The sequence below is a fragment of the Cellulomonas sp. PhB150 genome, assembly GCF_003755175.1.
In the GTDB taxonomy this organism is placed as follows: domain Bacteria; phylum Actinomycetota; class Actinomycetes; order Actinomycetales; family Cellulomonadaceae; genus Cellulomonas.
In genome coordinates, this window is the sequence record NZ_RKHX01000001.1 from 1,165,963 (window position 1) to 1,186,598 (window position 20,636).

The window sequence follows — 20,636 nt, forward strand, 5'->3', positions numbered from 1 at the left end:
TGTCAGAACAAATCACAGCAGGCGCCTGGCCGCGGCCCACCGCGTGAGCTCGTGCCGGCTCGACAGCTGCAGCTTGCGCAGCACCGCCGAGACGTGGGTCTCCACGGTTTTGATCGAGATGAAGAGCTCGGTCGCGACCTCCCGGTAGGAGAACCCGCGCGCGATGAGCCGCATGACCTCGCGCTCGCGCGCCGAGAGGCGGTCCAGCTCGTCGTCGCCGGTCGCGACGTCGCCGGCGGCGGCCCCGAACGCGTCGAGCACGAACCCCGCCAGGCGGGGCGAGAACACAGCGTCTCCGCCCGCCACCCGGCGGACCGCGTCGGACAGCGCCGGCCCGTCGATCGCCTTCGTCACGTAGCCCCGCGCGCCGGCCCGGATCACGGCGACGACGTCCTCGGACGCGTCGGACACGGACAGCGCGAGGAACCGCGTGGAGCCCAGGAGGTCGGCGCACGAGCGGATCACCTCCGCGCCACCGCCGCCGTCGCCGCCGGGCAGGTGCACGTCCAGCAGCACCACGGGTGGCTGGAGCTCGCGGACCAGGGCGATCGCCGAGTCGACCGTGTCGGCCTCGCCGATGACCAGCACGCGGTCGTCGAGCGACGCCTTCACGCCCGTGCGGAACATGTGGTGGTCGTCGACCAGCACGACCTCGACGGCCTCGGGCTCGGTCATGCCTGGTCCTCTCGTGCGTCGTCCGGCTCCTGGTCCGGCGCTCCATCATGGCCGGGTTCCTCGGGTCCAGGTTCCTCGCCGACGGGGACCGTGAGGTGCACCTCGGTGCCGCGACCCGGCCGGCAGTCGACGGTCGCCTCGCCTCCGCGTCGCCGCACGCGGCCGATGATCGACTCGCGCACGCCGAAGCGGTCGGGGCCGACCTCGTCGAGGTCGAAGCCGTCGCCGTGGTCGCGCACGAACACCTCCACCATGCGCGGGCCGACCTCGAGGTAGAGCGAGACGGGCGGCCGGCCGTGCACCACCGCGTTGACCAGGGCCTCGCGGGTCGCCTGCAGCAGGGCCTCGGTCGAGGCGTCGGGGACGTGGTCGCCGACGACGACGGTCTCGATGGCGACCGGGTCGCCGGTGGGGCCGGACCGCGAGTCCTCGACCTCGGCCACGATGCCGCGCAGGGCCGCCGCGACCGATGTACCAGGAGCAGGTCGGTCGTCGTACAACCACTCCCGCAGCTCGCGCTCCTGCGCGCGGGCCATGCGCGCGACCTCCGCCGGGTCGTCGGCGCGCGACCGGATCAGGGCGAGCGTCTGCAGCACCGAGTCGTGCAGGTGCGCCGCGATGTCCGCCCGCTCGGACTCGCGCGCACGCGCAGCGCGCTCGTCGCCCAGCTCCCGGACCAGGCGCAGCCACCAGGGCGTCAGCACGAGCGCGACGCCGCCGAGCACGGCGACCGACGCGACGATCGACTGCACGAGCGCCGCGGGCTCGACGCCCTCGCCGTTGGCCTGCGAGACCAGCAGGAGCACGCCCACGCCGGCCAGGATCATCCCGCCGAGCAGCCGGAGCACCGACACCGGCGTGCGGCCGCCGGCACGCCTGCGCAGCCGCCCGCGCTGCACGGCGTCGAGCTGGCTCCAGGCGAGGCCCAGCCCGGCCAGCACGATGAGGGACGGCAGGACCCAGTCGAGCTGCACCCGGTCGGTGCGCACGGCGATGAGGACGACGGCCAGCAGGACGAGCAGCGCGCCGACCGCCACGTCCGTCACGGGCCAGCGTCGCCCCTCCGCCTCGGCGCCCTGCGCGCGGGCCAGCCGGGCGAGCGCCGCGGGGCGCGCGGCCGCCGCGGCGTCGGCAGGGTCGCCGACCGGCACGGACAGCCACCAGAACGCGTAGAGCAGGATGCCGACACCGCCGAAGGGCGCGGTCACCACGAACGTCAGCCGGACCCAGACCACGGGGACGTCCAGGTGCGCCGCCAGGCCGACCGCGACGCCCGCGAGCCAGCGCCCGCGCTCGGGGCGGCGCAGCGGCAGCCGGGCCTTGGGCGCGGCGAGGACAGGAGTGCTCACGGGGAGATCGTCACACGCCCGTGGGTCGCGCAAGCCCGATCGGGGCCAGGATCAGGGGTGCGCCGCCCGGGTTCCGGGGGTGGTTCAGGGTCGAGTCAGGGTGGCACCCGATACCCCGGCGCTCGGGGCGGCGTCAGGATCGAGCCATGGACATGCACGCACCCGGCGACGACAGCGCCGACACCTCTGCACCGGCCGGTCCGGGCGCCGGCACCTCGTCGGCCCCGCCGCCCGACTCGAGCCCGACGCCGGGCTCCGGCTTCTTCGGCACCGTGCGGCGCCTCGACGTCCAGCGCGCCGACGACCGCTGGATCGGCGGCGTGTGCGCCGGGCTCGCCAACCGCACCGGGTTCGACCCGCTCGTCTGGCGCGGCATCTTCGCGGCGTCGCTGCTCATCGGCGGCCTCGGCCTGGTCCTCTACGGCGTCGCGTGGGCCCTGCTGCCCGAGCGGCGCGACGGCCGCATCCACCTCGAGGAGCTGTTCGCCGGCCGGTTCGACGTCGCCGTCCTGGGCGCGCTCGCGTTCACGGTGATCGGGCTCGGCCGCGGCGGGGGCGTGTTCTCGCTGTGGTTCTGGGGCGGCGAGCCCGGCTGGGTCAACGGGTTCTTCGACTGGATCGCCGGACTGCTCTGGCTCGGCTTCGTCGCCGCGGTGGTCGTCGTGATCGTCATGGCGCTCAACCGCCGCGGCTCTCGTCGGCCGCCCGTCCCGCCGGGCCCCTACGGCCCCTACCCGGCACGGCCCGCCGGACCCGCGCCCACGTCCCCGTACTCGCGCTCGACGACCTACCCGAGCGCGCACCACGGCACGACGTCCCCCGGCACGACCCCGTACCCGCCCGCACCGGCCTCGCCGGGTGCCACCGGCTACCCGGGAGCGACCACGTTCCCGTCGTCGGCGCCCGCCCAGCCCGCTCCCGCGCCGCCCGCCCGGCCCGCCAAGCAGCCCAAGCCGAGCACCCCCGGCCCGGGCGTGGCGACCGTCGGCGTCGTCGTCGCCCTGAGCCTCATCGGGCTCGCCGTCCTGCTCGCCACCGACCGCGCCGACACCTTCACCGGACCGGTCGCCCTGACCGCCGTCGGGATCGCCGTGGTCCTCGCCGGGCTCGGCATCGTCGTCTCCGGCTTCCGGGGTCGCTCGAGCGGCTTCCTCGGGTTCCTCGCGATCGCCGGCATCGTCGTCGCGCTGCCGCTGGGCGCGGCGAGCACCTCGCAGTGGAGCTGGGACGACGACGGCGTGCACCGGTTCGCCGGCGACGTCGACCTCGTCGTCACGAACCGGTCCGAGGCCGCCGACGGCTACGCCCTCGGCTTCGGCCAGGCGAACCTCGACCTCAGCGACCTGCCCGTCACCGACGAGCTGCTCGAGGTCCCGATCGCCGTCGGGGCCGGTGACGTCACGGTCGTCGTCCCGCAGGACGCCGCCGTGACCGCCGACGTGCGGCTGCGCGCCGGCCAGATCACGTGGGACGTCGACGGCACCGCGCAGCACGTGGACGGCCTCTCGTCCGACACCCGCACCTTCACCGACGCCGCCTCCGCCGACGGCTCTGCGCAGCTCGACCTGCAGATCAGCGTCGGCGCCGGCAACGTCACCGTCATCCGGGAGAACTCATGAGCACGACCACGCCCGACGAGCCGCAGGACCCGCGCGCCGACGCCGACACCGAGCTCGTGCCGGCGGTGACCGACGAGGTCGAGGCCGACGCCGCAACCGACGCCGAGACCGAGACCGAGACCGAGACCGACGTGACCGCGGTCCTGCCGCTCGCCCCGACCGACACGCAGGTGCTGCCGGCGTCGGGCGCGGCCGACGAGATCGCCACGGAGCCGGAACCGGGTGAGCCCGCGGCGGACGTGCCCGAACCCGCTACCGAGCCGCTCGTCGCCCCCACGGCCGCGTTCACGACCGGGACGGGGACGGGGACCGGGACGGGGACGGGGAACGCCGAGCCGCGCACGACGAGCGTGCCCCTGGAGAAGCCGACCGGCGTCCCGATGGACAAGGCACCGCGGCCCGAGGCGTCCGCTCGTCCCACGGGCCCGGCACCCGCCGCGCCCTCCGCGCCCGCAGCCCCCTCGTGGGCCGAGGCCCCCGCGGCGCCCGCGCCGGTGCGCCGGCGGCTCCGCGTGAGCACCGTCGTGTGGGGCCTGATGCTCGTCGCGGCGGGCGTCTGGATCCTCGCCTGGGCGTCGGGGGCACGCATCGACGTGCAGCTCACGCTCATCGTCCTGCTCGCGGCTGGAGGGGCCGCGTTGCTGGTCGGGTCGATCGTCTCGGGTGCTCGGCACTCGCGGCGCTGACCCGACGACGCGAAGCGGCGGCCGTCCCCGGGGTGGGGAGGGCCGCCGCTTCGTCGTGCTCAGGCTGTGCCGTGCGGTCGAGCAGCTCAGATCGAGTGCGACGACGGGGGCTCGTCGGGCGAGGCCAGGTGGCTCGAGCGCGTCGGCGGGTTCGTCGACGGCGTCTCGTCGGTCGCCGGCTTGTCGACGACAGGCTCGGCGGCCACGGGCTCGGCGGCCACGGGCTCGTCGACCACCGGCTTCTCCACCGCAGGAGCGGCGGCCGCGGGCTCAGGAGCCGGCGGCGCGACGGGAGCCGGCGGCGCCGCCGGGGCCTCGGCCACGGGTGCGGCGGCCACCGGGGCGGCAACGGGTGCGGCCACCGGGTCGGGCGCGGGGTACGGGTTGCTCAGCGCCGTCGTCTGACCGTCGATGCCCGCGAGGCGCGAGCCGGTCTTGCGCAGCGCGAAGCCGATGAAGAGCAGGACCACGCCGATGCCGACGACCAGCAGCGCGACGCCGAACGCGACGACCGAGGTGAACAGCGACGCGCGCAGGAACGAGGCCGTCATGACGGTGTCCCGCTTGGGGTCGTCCTGCGGCAGCTCGGCGTAGGTGAGACCGCCGGAGGCCTCGAGCGCGTGGTGGTTGATGATGTCGGCCTGCACCCAGGCCTCCCACGGCGTGTCGACGATCTGCCCCTGGAAGGCCTTCGCGTCGTCGGAGACCGTGATCTGCTCCGCGTTGAGGTTCGTGGTGACCGCGCCCCACGTGACGGCGCCGGCGACCACGAAGATGATCCCGAAGATGATCGTCAGCAGGCCGATGCCCTTGACGCCCCCCGACTTGCCTGAGCTCTGTGCCATGTCCCCGGTTCCCCTTCCGTACCCGAAAGTGCGAGCCCGAAACGGCGGGCCCGGCGGGCCCCCGTCGACCCGCGCGCAATGCGTTCGTGCAGGTCGACTGTATCGACAGACGTGCACGTCGCGTCACTATTCGGGCGAAAGAGACTCCTGCGCGTCCGGCGGGTGCCGGCAGATGTCGGCAGAGACGCGTCAGCGCTCGGCGGCCTCGATGCGCGCGAGGGCCTGGCGGTGCGCCTTGCGCTCGAGGATGAAGGACATGACCGGCACGACGCCCGCCGCGGCGAGCGTCACGAGGCGGCCCAGCCGCCAGCGCATCGTCGACCAGAGGTTGACGACGGTCACGAGGTACACGACGTAGATCCAGCCGTGCGCGAAGGCGACCCAGTTCCCGATCACCGGCTTCGCGTGGCCCTCGGCGTCGTAGCCGTTGACGTGGAACACGTACTTGAGGATCAGCTCGAGGCACAGCAGCAGCAGCATCGAGCCGGTGATCCACGCCATCACGCGGTAGCGCAGCAGCGCACCGCGCGCCTTGCGCGACCAGTCGGCGTCCGCCGGGCCGCTCGTCGCGGCGGCAGCAGGCTCGGGGGCGGTGGTGGGTGTCTCGCTCACGGGAACGATTGTGCCCCCGCGGGCGCGTGCACGACGCACGTCACCGACGTGACGTCACTCCCACTCGATGGTGCCCGGCGGCTTGCTCGTGACGTCGAGGACGACCCGGTTGACCTCGGGCACCTCGTTGGTGATGCGTGTGGAGATCACCGCGAGCACGTCGTACGGCAGGCGGGTCCAGTCGGCCGTCATCGCGTCCTCCGACGAGACGGGCCGCAGCACGATCGGGTGGCCGTACGTGCGGCCGTCGCCCTGCACGCCGACCGAGCGCACGTCCGCGAGCAGCACGACAGGGCACTGCCAGATGTCGCGGTCCAGCCCGGCGCGCGTGAGCTCCTCGCGGGCGATGACGTCCGCCGCGCGCAGGATGTCGAGGCGCTCGGCCGTGACCTCCCCGATGATGCGGATGCCCAGGCCGGGGCCGGGGAACGGCTGGCGCCAGACGATGGCCTCGGGGACGCCGAGCTCGAGGCCGACCGCCCGCACCTCGTCCTTGAACAGGGTCCGCAGCGGCTCGACGAGCTGGAACTGCAGGTCGTCGGGCAGCCCGCCCACGTTGTGGTGCGACTTGATGTTCGCCGCGCCCTCGCCGCCACCGGACTCGACGACGTCCGGGTAGAGCGTGCCCTGCACCAGGAACTCGACCGACTCGTCGCTGCCCTCGACGATCTCGCGGGCGGCGTCCTCGAACACGCGGATGAACTCTCGGCCGATGATCTTGCGCTTGGTCTCGGGGTCGGTGTGGCCCGCGAGCGCACGCAGGAAACGGTCCTTCGCGTCGACGACGACGAGCTGCACGCCCGTGGCCGCGACGAAGTCCTTCTCGACCTGCTCGGCCTCGCCCGAGCGCAGCAGCCCGTGGTCGACGAACACGCAGGTCAGCTGGTCGCCGACAGCCTTCTGCACGAGCGCCGCGGCGACGGAGGAGTCGACGCCGCCGGACAGCCCGCAGATGACGCGCGCGGTGCCGACCTGCGCGCGGATCCGCTCGACCTGCTCGGCGACCACGTTGCCGGGATTCCAGTCGGGGGCCAGGCCGGCGCCCTCGTAGAGGAAGTTCTCGAGCGCCTTCTGGCCCAGCGGCGAGTGCTTGACCTCGGGGTGCCACTGCACGCCGAACAGGCGCCGGGCACGGTTCTCGAAGGCGGCGACGGGCGAGCCCGACGAGGTCGCGAGCACGTCGAAGCCCTCGGGCGCGGCGTGCACCGCGTCTCCGTGGCTCATCCAGACGGTCTGCGCGTCGGGGCTGCCGGCGAGCACGGTCCCGGCCTGCGTGACCTCGACGGCCGTGCCGCCGTACTCGCGCTGACCGGTCTGCGCGACGGTCCCGCCGAGCGCGGCGGCCATCGCCTGGAAGCCGTAGCAGATGCCCAGCACGGGCACGCCGGCCTCGAACAGGGCGGGGTCGACGAACGGTGCGCCCGCGGCGTACACCGAGGACGGGCCGCCGGACAGGATGATCGCGGCCGGGTCCTTGGCCAGCAGGTCCGCCACGGAGGCCGTGTGGGGGACGATCTCGGAGTACACGTTCGCCTCGCGCACGCGGCGCGCGATGAGCTGGGCGTACTGGGCGCCGAAGTCGACGACGAGCACCGGTCGGTGCGCGGGAGGGGGCGTCTGCGTCACGCCCCCAGGGTAGTCGGACGAGGAGACCGCCCGGCCCGCCCGTCCACGCCCGGCACGCACCCGCACCGGGCGGAAAACGATTCGAGCGGTGTCGGTACGGGCACGTAACGTTGCCGCTCGTGAGATCCCTCCCCCTCGACGACCCCGGCACCCCGCCGCTGTCCGGTCCTGTCCGCTACCTGTGGTGGCTGGCCTGCCGGCAGTGGGGCATCCTGCTGGTCGCGGTGCTGCTGGGGATCGTCCTGTTCGCCTGCCAGGCCTTCCTCCCCCTCCTCACCGGCCACGCCATCGACTCCGGCCTGGCACACGGCTTCGGGCCGGACCTGTGGCGCGCGGCCGGCCTGCTCGGCCTCCTCGGCATCGTCAGCGCCGGCGCCGGCGCGATCGGCCACCGGTACGACATCGCGAACTGGCTGCGGGCCTCGTTCGCGTCGTCCCAGCTCGTCGGTCGCACGGTGTCCCGCTCGGGCCACGCGATCACGGCGGAGCTGCCCACCGGCGAGGTCGTGTCCGCCGTCGCGAACGACGCGCTGCGGGTCGGCGAGCTCTACGCCGTGCTCGCGCGCTTCGTCGGCAGCATCGTGGCCTACGCGATCGCGGCCGTCCTCATGCTGCGGGTCTCGGTCCCGCTCGGCCTCGTCGTCGTGCTCGGCCTGCCGGTCGTCGCGGTCTCGCTCGGCCTCATCGTGCGCCCCCTCCAGAAGCGCCAGGTCGCCCAGCGCGAGGCCTCCGGCCGGCTGACGACCCTCGGGTCGGACACGGTCTCCGGCCTGCGGATCCTGCGCGGCATCGGCGGCGAGGGCGTCTTCAACGCGCGCTACCGCGAGCAGTCGCAGCTCGTCCGCGCGCGTGGCGTCGAGGTCGCGGGGACGCAGTCGTGGCTCGACGCGCTGCAGGTGCTCCTGCCCGGTGCGTTCGTCGTCGTGCTCGTCTGGCTCGGCGCGCACATGGCCGTCGACGGCACGATCACGCCCGGCCAGCTGGTCGCCACGTACGGCTACGCGGCGTTCCTCAGCTGGCCCGTGCAGAACGCGACCATGATGGTGCAGTCCGCCACCCGCGCCCACGTCGGCGCCGGGAAGGTCGTCGGCGTCCTGCGCGTCGTGCCCTCGACGGGTGCCACTCCGGGCTCGGCCCCGATGCCGGCCCCCGGCGCACCGCTGGTCGACGAGACGAGCGGCGTGCGGCTCGACGACGGCCGGCTGGTGGCCCTGGTGTCCGCGGACCCCGACGAATCCGCGGCGATCGCGACCCGGCTGGGCCGGTTCGACGACGAGGCCGAGGCAGGCACGCCGGTCACGCTCGGGGGCGTCCGGCTGTCCGACCTCGACAAGGCGGCGGTGCGCGAGCGCGTCGTCGTCGCCGAGGCCACGCCCCACCTGTTCTCCGGGACGCTGGCCACCGAGCTCGACGTGCACGGACCGGGAGACGAGGAGCGGCTGCTCGCCGCGATCGCCCTGGCGGACGCGCACGACGTCGTCGACTCGACGCCGGACGGTCTCGCGGGCGAGCTGCCCGAGAAGGGCCGCTCGCTGTCGGGCGGCCAGCGGCAGCGGGTCGCGCTCGCGCGGGCCCTCCTGCTCGAGCCGGAGATCCTCGTCCTCGTCGAGCCGACGTCGGCGGTCGACGCCCACACCGAGGCGCGGATCGCGTCGCGACTGGTCGACGCACGCGGCGGACGCACCACCCTCGTCGTGACCGCCTCCCCGCTCGTGCTCGACCACGTCGACGAGGTGCAGTTCGTCCAGGACGGTGCCGTGGTCGCGCGCGGCACGCACGCCGAGCTGTTGGGGGCGTCCGGCCCGTGGGCCTCCGCCTACCACCGCGTGGTGGGTCGCAGCCTGGACGAGGACACCCCAGCCGGCGGTCTGCCGACGGTCGCGCTGGACGAGGACCGCATCGCCGACGAGGCGTTCGACGCACTGCTCGAGCAGCAGTCCGCAGACAGGACAGGAGGCCGGCCGTGAAGCTGCCCATCGCGGACTCCGCGCAGGTGCGGGCGTACGCCGCACGCCTGTTCCGCCTGCACCGGGCGCCCCTGACCAAGATCGCGGTGCTGCACACGCTCGCCGCGATCGCCGGCCTGACCGGCCCGTGGCTCATGGGCCGGCTCGTCGACGCGGTCAACGACGGCACGACGACCGGCTACGTCAACATGCTGATCGCGATCGGCGCGGGCGCGGTGCTCGCGCAGACCGTGCTCATCCGGTTCGCGCAGCGGTCCTCGATGGTGTTCGGCGAGATGGTGTTCGCCGAGCTCCGCGAGGAGTTCATCGCGACCGTCACGTCACTGCCGCTGTCGACCGTCGAGCGCGCCGGCACGGGCGACCTCGTGGCACGCACGACGAACGACGTGAACCGGCTCCAGCACGCGGTCCGGTTCGGCGTGCCGCGCGTCATCGTCGCCGTCGTCACGGTCACGCTCACCGTCGTCGCGAGCCTGATCATGTCCCCGCTCGTCGCGGTCGCCATGTTCGTCGGCGTCCCGTCGATGCTGGTGATCGTGCGCTGGTACCTGCGCCGCGCGACGCCTGCCTACCAGCGCGAGTCCGCGGCCTACGCGGCGCTCAACGGCACCATCACGGAGTCGGTCGAGGGCGCCCGCACGGTCGACGCGCTGTGCCTGGGCACGCGCCGGATGGGTCGCGTGAACGCCGACCTGCACGAGGCGTTCGACGCCGAGAAGGCCACGCTCAACCTCCGCACCGTGCTGTTCCCCGGCGTCGACCTCGCGTTCGTGCTCGCCCCCGTGGCGGTCCTGCTCTGGGGCGGCTACCTCGCGTCCAACGACTACGTGACCCTGGGCGCGGTCACCACGATCGTGCTCTACACGTACCAGGTCACCGGCCCGGTCTGGGAGCTGATCTTCTGGGTCGACGAGATCCAGGTGGCGACCACGTCGCTCGCCCGCATCGTCGGCGTGCAGCTCGTGGACACCGACCGCGTCGAGCGCCCGGGCGAGCCCCGTGACGAGGACATCGCGGCCCGTGACCTGACCTACGCGTACCGCGAGGGCCACAACGTGCTGCACGGCATCGACCTCGACCTGGCCGCCGGCGAACGCCTCGCGGTCGTCGGGCCCTCGGGCGCGGGCAAGTCGACGCTCGGGCGCATGCTGGCCGGCATCCACCCGCCCTCGGGCGGGACGGTGCGCGTCGGCGGCGTGCCGCTGGTCGACCTCGCGCTCGAGAAGCTGCGCGGGCACGTCGCCCTGGTCACGCAGGAGCACCACGTGTTCGTCGGCACGGTCGCGGACAACCTGCGGCTCGCGGACGCGAGCGCCGACGAGGACGCGCTGCGGCGTGCGCTCGAGGCGGTCGACGCGTGGGGCTGGGTCGCGGCCCTGCCCGATGCGCTGGCGACCGAGGTCGGCTCGGGCGGGCACCCGCTCACCCCGGCGCAGGCGCAGCAGATCGCGCTGGCCCGCCTGGTGCTGCTCGACCCGCACACGCTCGTGCTCGACGAGGCGACCTCGTTGCTCGACCCCCGGGCCGCGCGGCACCTGGAGCGCTCGCTCAACGGTGTGCTCGCCGGCCGCACGGTCGTCGCGATCGCGCACCGCCTGCACACCGCGCACGACGCGGACCGGGTGGCGGTCGTCGACGGTGGCCGGATCACCGAGATCGGCCCGCACGACGAGCTGGTCGCCGCGGGTGGCGACTACGCCGCGCTGTGGCACTCCTGGCAGCACGAGTAGCGCGGTGAGCCTGCGGTGAGCGGCGCGCTGAGCGGTCCCGTCGTCCTGCGTGGGGGCGTCGTCATCCCCGACGACGCCCTCACGTGGCGCTTCTCGCGGTCCAGCGGGCCGGGCGGTCAGTCGGTCAACACGACCGACTCGCGTGCCGAGCTCTCGGTCGACCTCGACGGCCTCGCCTGGGCGAGCGAGCCGCAGCGCGAGCGCGTGCTCGAGCGCCTCGCCGGCCGGCTGCGCGGCGAGATCCTCACGGTCACCGCCTCCGAGCACCGCTCGCAGCTGCGCAACCGGGAGGCCGCGCTCGCGCGGATCACGGCACTGCTCGACGAGGCCCTCGCTCCCCCGGGTCCACCGCGGCGTGCCGCCCGCGCCAGCCGCGGGTCCCGCGAGCGACGCAAGGCGGGCGAGCAGCAGCGCCGCGCGATCAAGCAGCTGCGCCGACGGCCTCCGGAGCGCTGACCACCGGGTAGCCGAGCCGGCGCAGCCCACGCCGGTCGTAGAAGCGCGCCGCGACGAGCCCGCCGACGACCGCAAGCACGGCGCCGAGCGCGATCATCGACCAGCTCCGGGGCAGCGCCCCGGTCGCCTGCGCGTCGAAGTACAGGATCGAGCGCACGCCGTCGGACAGCTGACGCATCGGCTCGAACGCGGACAGGAACCGGTAGAACGACGGTAGCGCCTCGAGCGGGATCGTCGCGCCCGACGAGGGCAGCGCGAGCACGATGAACACGAACATCGACACCAGCTGGCCCAGCCCGCCGAACACCACGTTGATCGCGTGCACACCGAGCGCGACGGCCGCCGAGGCGCAGACCGAGAACGCGTACAGCAGCGGCAGGTGGCCGGCGTCCATGCCGAGCAGCGTGATCGTCGCGAACATGACGATCGCGGAGGTCACCAGCGCGAGCACCACGGAGATCGCGGACTTCACCAGGAAGGTCTGCGCGCGGCTGATCGGCGCCGCGGCGCGGCGCGAGTGGAAGGGGCCGTACTCGGTGTCGGCGTAGCCGAGGGCGCCGTCGACCGCCGTGCTGACGACGGTCGCGCCGATGAAGCCGGCGAGCACCAGCAGGAGCGTGAAGTAGAACGCGCTCAGCCCCGCGCCGGAGTGCGGGCCGAGCTGGTGCCCGGGCTGCACGACGACCGACACCGGGTCGGCGAGCAGCAGCGCGGTCGCGTTCGCAGTGGGCGCGTCGCCCGACGAGGCCTGCGCGGTGAGCTGCTTGCCCACCTCGGACGAGGCCGCGTGCGCCGCCGTCTGGGCGGCGTTCGAGGCGAACGACGAGCCGAGGCTGCCCGCGCCCTGGTTCGTGAGCACCGTGATCGTCGGCCGCACGGGGTCGGCGGTCGCGGTCCCCAGCGCCGCGATCGAGGCGGTGAAGCCGGCGGGGATCTCGAGCGCCCCGAACACCTCGTCGCGGGCCAGCGCGTCGCGGGCCTCCGCAGCAGTCATGACGCGCCAGTCGACCGCCGGGTCGTCGTCGGCCGTGATCGCCCCGACCACCTGGTCGCCGACGTTCGTCTGCGTGCCACCGACGCTCGCACCCTCGTCGGAGCTCACGAGCGCGACGGGCAGGTTCGACAGGTCCGTCTGCGGGTTGAGGATGCCGCCCATGTAGAGCAGCGAGAGCAGGAGCGCGACGACCGCGACGACCCCGGTGGGCAGCGCCCAGGTCTTCGGCTCGCGGAGCACGTGCACCGCCCGGAGCGCGTCGGCGTGCCGGGGTGCGTGGTGCGTGGTGGGCATGGCGGTCTCCAGGAAGGTCTGGTGAGGCGGGATGTGCTCAGACGGAGCGAGGCGGGACGGCGGCGATCGCGGCGTGCAGGATCGCGAAGACCTGCTCGATGACCTCGGGCAGGTCGGGGGCGTCCCCGGCGATCCAGGCGCGGCCCGCTGTGGTCAGCCCCGAGGTGGCGACCCCGGCGAGGGTGGCCGGACGCAGGTCGCGGGCCGCGTCGACGCCGAGCCGGAGCGCCGCGACGCGGGTGGTCTCGTCCTGCGCCTGCGCGATGAGCTGGCGGAACGCGGCGCCGAGCGCGGGGTCGGTGGCGGCGAGCCGCAGGATCGCCTTGCTGCGCGGGCTCCGGTGCCAGGCGGGGTGGACCTCGTCGCGCATCCAGGTGCGCAGCGCGGCGACGTACGCCTCGACCAGGCCTTCGTCGGCCGGCCTGGCCTCGAGCATCGCGTTGACGCGTGCGAGGTCCCGGCGCAGGAAGTCGAGCGCCGCCTCCTCCTTGGTGCCGAAGTAGCGGCTGAACGTGCGGCGCGAGACCTCGACCCGGTCGGTGACGTCCTCGATGCCGACGCGCTCCGGGCCGCGCTCGAGCAGCAGGTCCAGTGCCGCCTCGGCGAGCGCCTCACGCGTGCGGCGCGAGCGGGGATCGGTGCGCGGCGCGGTGGGCTCTGTCATGCGACTCACGCTACGCCTGTTTGTCCCAGTGGGACATTTGTCGCGCTGAGACGTGGGTCACGGCGCGAGCCGCGCCCGGTCAGGCCGGAGCGGGCGGTGCGGTGGCGTCCTCGTCGTCGGCCGCGTCCTCGTCGCGACCGTCGCCCCGCGCCTCGTCGCGCACGAGGCGCAGCCACAGCAGCACCGCGAACGTCCCGAAGATCCACCACTGCGCCGCGTACGCGAGGTTCTGGATGTTCAGCCCCTCGCCCGGCTTGGTCGGGATGCCGAGCAGCGCGAGGTCGGCGGACTGCGCGGGGTCGGACGACGAGAGCACGAGGTAGCCGGTCCAGATGGGCCCGCCCCACTGCCCGACGAGCTCGGCGGAGCTGATCGCGTCCGTGCGGCCGTCGGCCACCCCCGAGCCGGCCTGCTCCGAGGCCTGCAGGAACCCCTCGACCGCCACGCTCCCGGCGGGGGCCTCGTCGGCGTCGTCGGGCTGAGCGACCCACCCGCGCACCACCGGGAGCACGCCGTCGGACGTGCGCAGCGGCGTGAGCACCAGGTAGCCGGTCTTCCCGTCGAGCGCGCGGTCGGGGACCAGGAGCTGCTCGTCGGCGTCGTACGCGCCGGTCACGCTCACCTTGCGGCCCACGTCGTCGCCCTCGAACGCGGTCTGGGGCGCGAGGACGTCGAGGATCGGGACCGGCGGTGCGGCGAGCTGCTCGGCCACGTGCCGCTCCTGGGCGCCGGCGCCGCGGATCTGCGCGCGGTCCAACTGCCACACGCCCAGGCGTCCGCAGACGTACGCGGCGCCGAGCAGGAGGAGGAGCAGGACGATCATGCGTGGCCGGATCGCGGCACGGAACATCGTCGTGGGCGGCCTGCGCGCGGCGACGGCCCAGGGGTCCTGGCCGCCAGCTGGCTCGACGGGCCGGGCCCCGGCGTCGGCGGGCTCCGCCGCGGGCGCGACGGCGGGGGTCGGGTCAGGCACGATCCACGGTAACTCGCCGCACGTGACGGACCCGCATCGGCTCCCGCCCGCCCGACCGCGATTGCGCCTCTGACCTGGGCTATGACGCCCAGGTGTGTCCGATCGTTCATCCACGCCCCGCTGCATTCCGCGCCCGAGTGCGGTTGTATGGCTAGTGCGTGACACGGACGGACGCGGGCCCGTGGGACGGAGGTCCCAGCCGGTGCCGGGTGCGCGCGGTTGGCTTGCATCGGGCCGGCGGGGTGAACCCGTCGGATGACCACGGGGAGCACGCATGAGCACGACGACGTCAGCGGCAACGACCTGGCGCACGGGGAGCGGCGGTCCGGTGGACCCGGACACCCTCGCGCGCATCGACAAGTGGTGGCGAGCAGCGAACTACCTGTCGGTCGGTCAGATCTACCTGCTCGCCAACCCGCTGCTCCGCGAACCACTGACGCGCGACCACGTCAAGCCGCGGCTGCTCGGCCACTGGGGCACGACGACCGGGCTCAACTTCCTCTACGCGCACCTCAACCGCGCGATCGCCGAGCGCCAGCAGTCCACGATCTACGTCACCGGCCCCGGCCACGGCGGCCCCGGTCTGGTGGCCAGCGCGTACCTCGACGGCACGTACTCCGAGTACTACTCGGACATCACCGAGGACTCCGAGGGGCTGCGTCGCTTGTTCCGCCAGTTCTCCTTCCCGGGTGGTATCCCGAGCCACGTGGCGCCCGAGACCCCCGGCTCGATCCACGAGGGCGGCGAGCTCGGCTACGCGCTGAGCCACGCCTACGGCGCCGCGTTCGACAACCCGGACCTGCTGGTCGCGACGATCGTCGGCGACGGCGAGGCCGAGACCGGCCCGCTGGCCACGAGCTGGCACTCCAACAAGTTCGTCAACCCGGTGCACGACGGCGTCGTGCTGCCGATCCTGCACCTCAACGGGTACAAGATCGCCAACCCGACGGTCTTGGCCCGCATCGACGACGACGAGCTCGTCGACCTGATGAAGGGCTACGGGCACAAGCCGCACGTCTTCGTCGCGGGCTTCGACGACGAGTCGCACGAGAGCATCCACGGCCGGTTCGCGGCCCTGCTCGACGAGGCGCTCGACGAGATCGCCGCGATCAAGGCGCGCGCCCACGACGGCGACGAGAGCCGCCCGCGCTGGCCCATGATCGTGTTCCGCACCCCCAAGGGCTGGACCGGTCCGGACTACATCGACGGCAAGAAGACCACGGGCTCGTGGCGCGCCCACCAGGTGCCGCTCGCCAACGCCCGGGACACCCCCGAGCACCTCGACGTGCTCCGCCAGTGGCTCGAGTCGTACAACATCAACGAGCTGTTCGACGAGGACGGCCGCGTGATCGACGACGTCCGCGCGCTCGCCCCCGAGGGCGACCTGCGGATGAGCGCCAACCCGCACGCCAACGGCGGCCTGCTGCTCAAGGACCTGCGGCTGCCGGACTTCCGCGACTACGCGGTCGACGTGCCGGTGCCGGGCGGGTCGATCAGCGAGGCACCGCGCGTGCTCGGCGAGTGGCTCACGGACGTCATCCGGCAGAACCCGGACAACTTCCGGATCTTCGGCCCCGACGAGACGGCGTCCAACCGCCTGCAGGCGGTCTTCGAGGTCACCGACAAGCAGTGGAACGCGCAGTTCGAGGGGCCCGAGGTCGACGAGCACCTGGCGCGCGCCGGCCGCGTGCTCGAGATGCTCAGCGAGCACCAGTGCCAGGGCTGGCTGGAGGGGTACCTCCTGACGGGCCGGCACGGCCTGTTCAACTGCTACGAGGCCTTCATCCACATCATCGACTCGATGTTCAACCAGCACGCCAAGTGGCTCAAGGTCACCAACGACATCCCCTGGCGTCGGCCGATCGCGTCGCTCAACTACCTGCTGTCCAGCCACGTCTGGCGCCAGGACCACAACGGCTTCAGCCACCAGGACCCCGGGTTCGTCGACCACGTGGTGAACAAGAAGGCCGAGGTCGTCCGGGTCTACTTCCCGCCGGACGCGAACACGCTGCTGTCCACGTACGACCACTGCCTGCGCAGCCGGCAGTACGTCAACGTGGTGGTCAGCGGCAAGCAGCCCGCGCCCAACTTCCTCACCATGGAGCAGGCCGTCGCGCACTGCACCCGCGGCCTGGGGATCTGGGAGTGGGCCGGCACCGAGGTCGCGGGCGAGAAGCCCGACGTGGTGCTCGGCTGCGCGGGCGACGTACCGACGCTCGAGGTGCTGGCCGCGGCCGACATCCTCAAGCGCGAGCTGCCCGACCTCAAGGTCCGGGTCATCAACGTCGTCGACCTCATGCGCCTGCAGGACGAGCGGGAGCACCCGCACGGCCTGTCGGACAAGCAGTTCGACGGCCTGTTCACGCCCGACCGGCCCGTGATCTTCGCGTACCACGGGTACCCGTGGCTGATCCACCGCCTCACCTACCGCCGCCACGGGCACGCGAACATCCACGTGCGCGGGTACAAGGAGGAGGGCACGACGACGACGCCGTTCGACATGGTCATGCTCAACGACCTCGACCGGTTCCACCTGGTCATCGACGTCATCGACCAGGTGCCGCACCTGGGCTCGGCGCAGGCCCCCTTGCGCCAGAAGATGGTCGACGCCCGGCTGGCCGCCCGCGAGTACACCCGCGTGCACGGCGACGACCTGCCGGAGGTGCGCGACTGGGTCTGGCCCGACGCGCAGGACCTGGCCGACTCCTCGCAGGTGGAGGCGACCATCTCGACCGGCGGCGACAACGAGTAGCTGAGCGGGGCGGGGGCCGCTCGTCGGCCCCCGCCTCCTCGGCATCCACGCACAACCACAGGAGAAGCCCACCGTGGCCCGCAGCATCTACGTCGCCTCACCCGAGGGCGACACCGGCAAGTCGATCGTCGCCCTCGGGCTCGTGGATCTCCTGAGCAGGACGGTGCAGCGCGTCGGCGTCTTCCGGCCCGTCGCGCGGTCCACCGACACCAAGGACTTCGTCCTCGAGCTCCTGCTCGAGCACGACGGCGTCGACCTCGCGTACGACGACTGCATCGGCGTGACCTACGAGGAGCTGCTGCCGGACCCCGAGGCGGCCCTGTCCCGGATCATCACGCGGTACCACGCCGTCGCGCGGCAGTGCGACGCGGTGGTCGTCGTCGGGACCGACTACACCGACGTCGCCGGCGCCACCGAGCTCGCGTACAACGCGCGGATCGCCGCCAACCTCGGCGCGCCCGTCGTGCTCGTGATCAACGGGCGCGGCCACAAGACGGACGCGATCGGCCAGGGCGCGAGCGTGGCCGTGGCCGAGCTGCACGCCAATCACGCGCAGGTCGCCGCGATCGTCGCCAACCGCGCGGCCAACGGCACGCTCGACGCCGTGCGCGCCGCGCTGAGCACGCCCGAGATCCCCGCCTGGGCGCTGCCGGAGAGCCCGCTGCTCAGCGCGCCGACCGTCCGCCAGCTCATGGAGGCCGTCGGCGGCGAGCAGATCGGCGGCGACGACGACCTGCTGGCCCGCGAGGTGCTCGACGTGCTCGTCGGGGCGATGTCGATCGAGCACCTGCTCGACCGGCTCGCCGACGGCGCCGTCGTCATCACCCCCGGCGACCGGGCCGACGTGCTGCTCGGCCTCCTGCTGGCCCACCAGGCCGACGGCTTCCCCAACCTGGCCGGCATCATCCTCAACGGCGGCTTCCGCCCCGCGCCGACGATCACCCGGCTGCTCGACGGCCTGGGCAGCCGGCTGCCCATCATCGCGACGAACCTCGGCTCCTTCCGCTCCGCGAGCGCGGCGGCCTCCACGCGAGGCCGACTGACCGCCGACTCGCAGCGCAAGATCGACACCGCGCTGGCCGTCTTCGAGCAGCACATCGACGGTCCGGCGCTGCTCGCGGCGCTCGACGTCGCGCGGCCGGAGGTCGTCACGCCGCTGATGTTCGAGTACGAGCTGCTCGACCGAGCCCGGGCGGACCGCAAGCACATCGTGCTGCCCGAGGGGAGCGACGACCGGATCCTGCGGGCCGCCTCCACCCTCCTGCAGCGCGGCGTCGCGCGGCTGACCCTGCTGGGTGAGGAGGCGTCGATCCGCACGCGCGCCACCGAGCTGGGCCTCGCGCTCGACGACGCGACGGTCATCGACCCGCACGACGAGCAGTGGGTGTCGCGGTTCGCCGAGGAGTACACGCAGATGCGGGCGCACAAGGGCATGACCGTCGAGCGGGCACGGGAGATCGTCCCGTCGGTGTCCTACTTCGGCACGATGATGGTGCAGCTCGGGCTCGCCGACGGCATGGTCTCCGGCGCGGTCCACACCACGGCGCACACGATCAAGCCGTCCTTCGAGATCATCAAGACGGCGCCGGGCGTCTCGAACGTGTCGAGCGCCTTCCTCATGTGCCTCGAGGACCGTGTGCTCGTGTACGCCGACTGCGCCGTCATCCCCGACCCCACCGCCGAGCAGCTCGCGGACATCGCCATCTCGTCGGCCGGCACCGCAGAGCAGTTCGGCATCGAGCCGCGCATCGCGATGCTGTCCTACTCCACCGGCGCCTCGGGCACCGGGGCCGACGTCGACAAGGTCCGGCAGGCCACCGCGCTCGTCCGCGAGCGCCGCCCGGACCTGTCCGTGGAGGGCCCGATCCAGTACGACGCGGCCGTCGACGCGTCCGTCGCGCAGACCAAGCTGCCGGAGTCGACCGTCGCCGGGCGCGCGACCGTGTTCGTCTTCCCGGACCTGAACACCGGCAACAACACGTACAAGGCCGTGCAACGCTCGGCGGGTGCGGTCGCGATCGGGCCGGTGCTGCAGGGCCTGCGCAAGCCGGTCAACGACCTGTCGCGGGGCGCGCTCGTGCAGGACATCGTCAACACCGTCGCGATCACCGCGATCCAGGCGCAAGCCCTCTCAGAGGAGAACCAGGCATGACCGTCCTCGTCGTCAACTCGGGCTCGTCGTCCATCAAGTACCAGCTGGTGGACCCGGTCGGCGGGGGCGCGGTCGCCTCCGGCGTCGTCGAGCGCATCGGCGAGGAGACGGGCTCGCTCACGCACACCTTCGGGGACACCAAGGTGACGCGCACCGACCCCATCCCGGACCACGCGGCCGGCCTGCGCGCCGTGCTCGCGCTCTTCGACGAGGTCGGGCCGGACCTCGCGTCGTCGGACGTCGTCGCCGTGGGGCACCGCGTGGTGCACGGCGGCTCGGTGTTCTCCACGCCGGTGCTCGTCACCGACGAGGTCGTCGACCAGATCGAGGCGATCTCCCCGCTCGCGCCGCTGCACAACCCCGCCAACGTCACCGGCATCCGGGTCGCGCGCGAGCTGCTGCCCGACGTGCCGCACGTGGTCGTCTTCGACACCGCGTTCTTCCACGGGCTGCCCGAGGCCGCCTCGACGTACGCGATCGACCGCGCCGTCGCGCGCGAGCACGGCGTGCGCCGCTACGGCTTCCACGGCACGTCGCACCACTACGTGTCCCAGCAGGTCGCCCGCTTCCTGGGCCGTCGTGTCGAGGACCTCAACACCATCGTGCTGCACCTGGGCAACGGCGCGTCAGCGTCCGCGGTGCGCGGGGGCCACGCGGTCGAGACGTCGATGGGCATGACCCCGCTCGAGGGCCTCGTCATGGGCACCCGGTCCGGCGACGTCGACCCCGCCGTGCTCATCCACCTGCAGCGCAACGCCGGCCTGTCGGTCGACGAGGTCGACGACCTGCTCAACCGCCGCTCCGGCCTCAAGGGGCTCGCCGGCGAGAACGACTTCCGGGCGCTGCACACTCTGATCGCCGACGGCGACGAGGACGCGCAGCTCGCGCTCGACGTCTACATCCACCGGCTGCGGAAGTACATCGGCGCGTACACCGCTGTCCTCGGCCGGGTCGACGTGCTCGTGTTCACGGCGGGCGTCGGCGAGAACGACGACGTCGTGCGCGAGCTGGCCACCGCGGGCCTCGAGCCGCTCGGCTTCGAGCTGGACGCCGCGCTGAACGCGGGCCGCAAGAAGGAGCCCACGGTCGTCTCGCGCGACGTCAGCCGCACCACGATCGTCGTGTACCCGACCAACGAGGAGCTGGCCATCGCCCGGCAGGCGGTCGAGGTCGCCGAGGCCGCTGGCCTCACGGGCGAGGACGCCGACGACTCCCCCGCCGCAGCGGGCCACGCCTGACAGG

At 73.4% G+C, this 20,636-nt stretch carries 16 protein-coding genes; 8 read left to right on the forward strand and 8 right to left on the reverse strand.

Going from position 1 to position 20,636, the window contains the following annotated elements; all coding sequences use genetic code 11:
- Positions 1-12 precede the first annotated feature (12 nt).
- The gene (locus EDF34_RS05365; protein WP_123370251.1) at positions 13-675 is read right to left on the reverse strand and encodes a response regulator transcription factor; all 663 of its coding nucleotides are present in this window, start codon (positions 673-675) and stop codon (positions 13-15) included.
- Positions 672-2,024 carry an ATP-binding protein gene (locus EDF34_RS05370; protein ID WP_123370252.1) on the reverse strand — a complete coding sequence of 451 codons (1,353 nt, stop codon included), beginning with the start codon at positions 2,022-2,024 and terminating at the stop codon, positions 672-674. The genes EDF34_RS05365 and EDF34_RS05370 overlap by 4 nt, the downstream gene beginning before the upstream one ends.
- A 146-nt stretch (positions 2,025-2,170) precedes the next feature.
- Between EDF34_RS05370 and EDF34_RS05375 the strand changes: the two genes are divergently transcribed.
- Both EDF34_RS05375 and EDF34_RS05380 read left to right on the forward strand, forming a co-directional pair.
- Positions 2,171-3,643, forward strand: a complete 1,473-nt coding sequence (locus EDF34_RS05375; RefSeq protein ID WP_123370253.1) for a PspC domain-containing protein — start codon at positions 2,171-2,173, stop codon at positions 3,641-3,643.
- Positions 3,640-4,329: a hypothetical protein gene (locus EDF34_RS05380; protein ID WP_123370254.1), complete on the forward strand. Its 690-nt coding sequence runs from the start codon at positions 3,640-3,642 to the stop codon at positions 4,327-4,329. Before EDF34_RS05375 ends, EDF34_RS05380 begins: the two co-directional genes overlap by 4 nt.
- Positions 4,330-4,415: 86 nt before the next feature.
- On the opposite strand, the gene EDF34_RS18005 is transcribed toward EDF34_RS05380, so the two are convergent.
- The 3 genes from EDF34_RS18005 to guaA form a co-directional block, all read right to left on the reverse strand.
- Complete coding sequence (locus tag EDF34_RS18005; RefSeq protein ID WP_370450028.1) at positions 4,416-5,174, reverse strand: hypothetical protein; 759 nt, start codon at positions 5,172-5,174, stop codon at positions 4,416-4,418.
- Positions 5,175-5,363: 189 nt separating this feature from the next.
- Entirely contained in the window at positions 5,364-5,786 is a 423-nt protein-coding gene (locus tag EDF34_RS05390) for a DUF3817 domain-containing protein (protein ID WP_233575190.1), read from the reverse strand.
- A 54-nt stretch (positions 5,787-5,840) separates the two neighbouring features.
- On the reverse strand, positions 5,841-7,412 hold the full coding sequence (guaA, locus tag EDF34_RS05395) for a glutamine-hydrolyzing GMP synthase (RefSeq protein WP_123370255.1): 1,572 nt from the start codon (positions 7,410-7,412) through the stop codon (positions 5,841-5,843).
- A gap of 119 nt (positions 7,413-7,531) precedes the next feature.
- Here guaA and EDF34_RS05400 point away from each other — a divergent pair, with 119 nt between their 5' ends.
- The 3 genes from EDF34_RS05400 to arfB are packed head-to-tail and all read left to right on the forward strand — an operon-like array spanning position 7,532 to position 11,565.
- On the forward strand, positions 7,532-9,379 hold the full coding sequence (locus tag EDF34_RS05400; protein WP_123370256.1) for an ABC transporter ATP-binding protein: 1,848 nt from the start codon (positions 7,532-7,534) through the stop codon (positions 9,377-9,379).
- Entirely contained in the window at positions 9,376-11,109 is a 1,734-nt protein-coding gene (locus EDF34_RS05405; protein ID WP_123370257.1) for an ABC transporter ATP-binding protein, read from the forward strand. The genes EDF34_RS05400 and EDF34_RS05405 overlap by 4 nt, the downstream gene beginning before the upstream one ends.
- Positions 11,110-11,124: 15 nt before the next feature.
- Positions 11,125-11,565 (forward strand): alternative ribosome rescue aminoacyl-tRNA hydrolase ArfB, encoded by a 441-nt coding sequence (gene arfB / locus EDF34_RS05410; RefSeq protein WP_233575191.1) that lies wholly within the window; start codon positions 11,125-11,127, stop codon positions 11,563-11,565.
- On the opposite strand, the gene EDF34_RS05415 is transcribed toward arfB, so the two are convergent.
- The 3 genes from EDF34_RS05415 to EDF34_RS05425 form a co-directional block, all read right to left on the reverse strand.
- Positions 11,531-12,853 carry a YhgE/Pip domain-containing protein gene (locus EDF34_RS05415; RefSeq protein WP_123370258.1) on the reverse strand — a complete coding sequence of 441 codons (1,323 nt, stop codon included), beginning with the start codon at positions 12,851-12,853 and terminating at the stop codon, positions 11,531-11,533. The genes arfB and EDF34_RS05415 overlap by 35 nt on opposite strands.
- Positions 12,854-12,890: 37 nt before the next feature.
- On the reverse strand, positions 12,891-13,517 hold the full coding sequence (locus tag EDF34_RS05420) for a TetR family transcriptional regulator (RefSeq protein ID WP_123370259.1): 627 nt from the start codon (positions 13,515-13,517) through the stop codon (positions 12,891-12,893).
- Positions 13,518-13,596: 79 nt separating this feature from the next.
- The gene (locus EDF34_RS05425) at positions 13,597-14,490 is read right to left on the reverse strand and encodes an SURF1 family protein (protein ID WP_233575192.1); all 894 of its coding nucleotides are present in this window, start codon (positions 14,488-14,490) and stop codon (positions 13,597-13,599) included.
- Positions 14,491-14,764: 274 nt separating this feature from the next.
- On the opposite strand from EDF34_RS05425, the gene EDF34_RS05430 reads away from it, so the two are divergent.
- The 3 genes from EDF34_RS05430 (at position 14,765) to EDF34_RS05440 (ending at position 20,632) form a co-directional block, all read left to right on the forward strand.
- On the forward strand, positions 14,765-17,242 hold the full coding sequence (locus EDF34_RS05430; protein WP_123370260.1) for a phosphoketolase: 2,478 nt from the start codon (positions 14,765-14,767) through the stop codon (positions 17,240-17,242).
- 73 nt (positions 17,243-17,315) lie between these two features.
- Complete coding sequence (gene pta, locus EDF34_RS05435; RefSeq protein ID WP_123370261.1) at positions 17,316-19,394, forward strand: phosphate acetyltransferase; 2,079 nt, start codon at positions 17,316-17,318, stop codon at positions 19,392-19,394.
- Positions 19,391-20,632 carry an acetate/propionate family kinase gene (locus EDF34_RS05440; protein ID WP_123370262.1) on the forward strand — a complete coding sequence of 414 codons (1,242 nt, stop codon included), beginning with the start codon at positions 19,391-19,393 and terminating at the stop codon, positions 20,630-20,632. The genes pta and EDF34_RS05440 overlap by 4 nt, the downstream gene beginning before the upstream one ends.
- Positions 20,633-20,636: the final 4 nt, after the last annotated feature.

What these genes read in the sequence shown, in the direction of transcription:
- EDF34_RS05365 (WP_123370251.1), bottom strand. Translation starts at nt 675, where the DNA reads ATGACCGAGCCCGAGGCCGTCGAGGTCGTGCTGGTCGACGACCACCAC.
- EDF34_RS05375 (WP_123370253.1), top strand. Translation starts at nt 2,171, where the DNA reads ATGGACATGCACGCACCCGGCGACGACAGCGCCGACACCTCTGCACCG.
- EDF34_RS05380 (WP_123370254.1), top strand. Translation starts at nt 3,640, where the DNA reads ATGAGCACGACCACGCCCGACGAGCCGCAGGACCCGCGCGCCGACGCC.
- EDF34_RS18005 (WP_370450028.1), bottom strand. Translation starts at nt 5,174, where the DNA reads ATGGCACAGAGCTCAGGCAAGTCGGGGGGCGTCAAGGGCATCGGCCTG.
- EDF34_RS05415 (WP_123370258.1), bottom strand. Translation starts at nt 12,853, where the DNA reads ATGCCCACCACGCACCACGCACCCCGGCACGCCGACGCGCTCCGGGCG.
- EDF34_RS05420 (WP_123370259.1), bottom strand. Translation starts at nt 13,517, where the DNA reads ATGACAGAGCCCACCGCGCCGCGCACCGATCCCCGCTCGCGCCGCACG.
- EDF34_RS05430 (WP_123370260.1), top strand. Translation starts at nt 14,765, where the DNA reads ATGAGCACGACGACGTCAGCGGCAACGACCTGGCGCACGGGGAGCGGC.
- EDF34_RS05440 (WP_123370262.1), top strand. Translation starts at nt 19,391, where the DNA reads ATGACCGTCCTCGTCGTCAACTCGGGCTCGTCGTCCATCAAGTACCAG.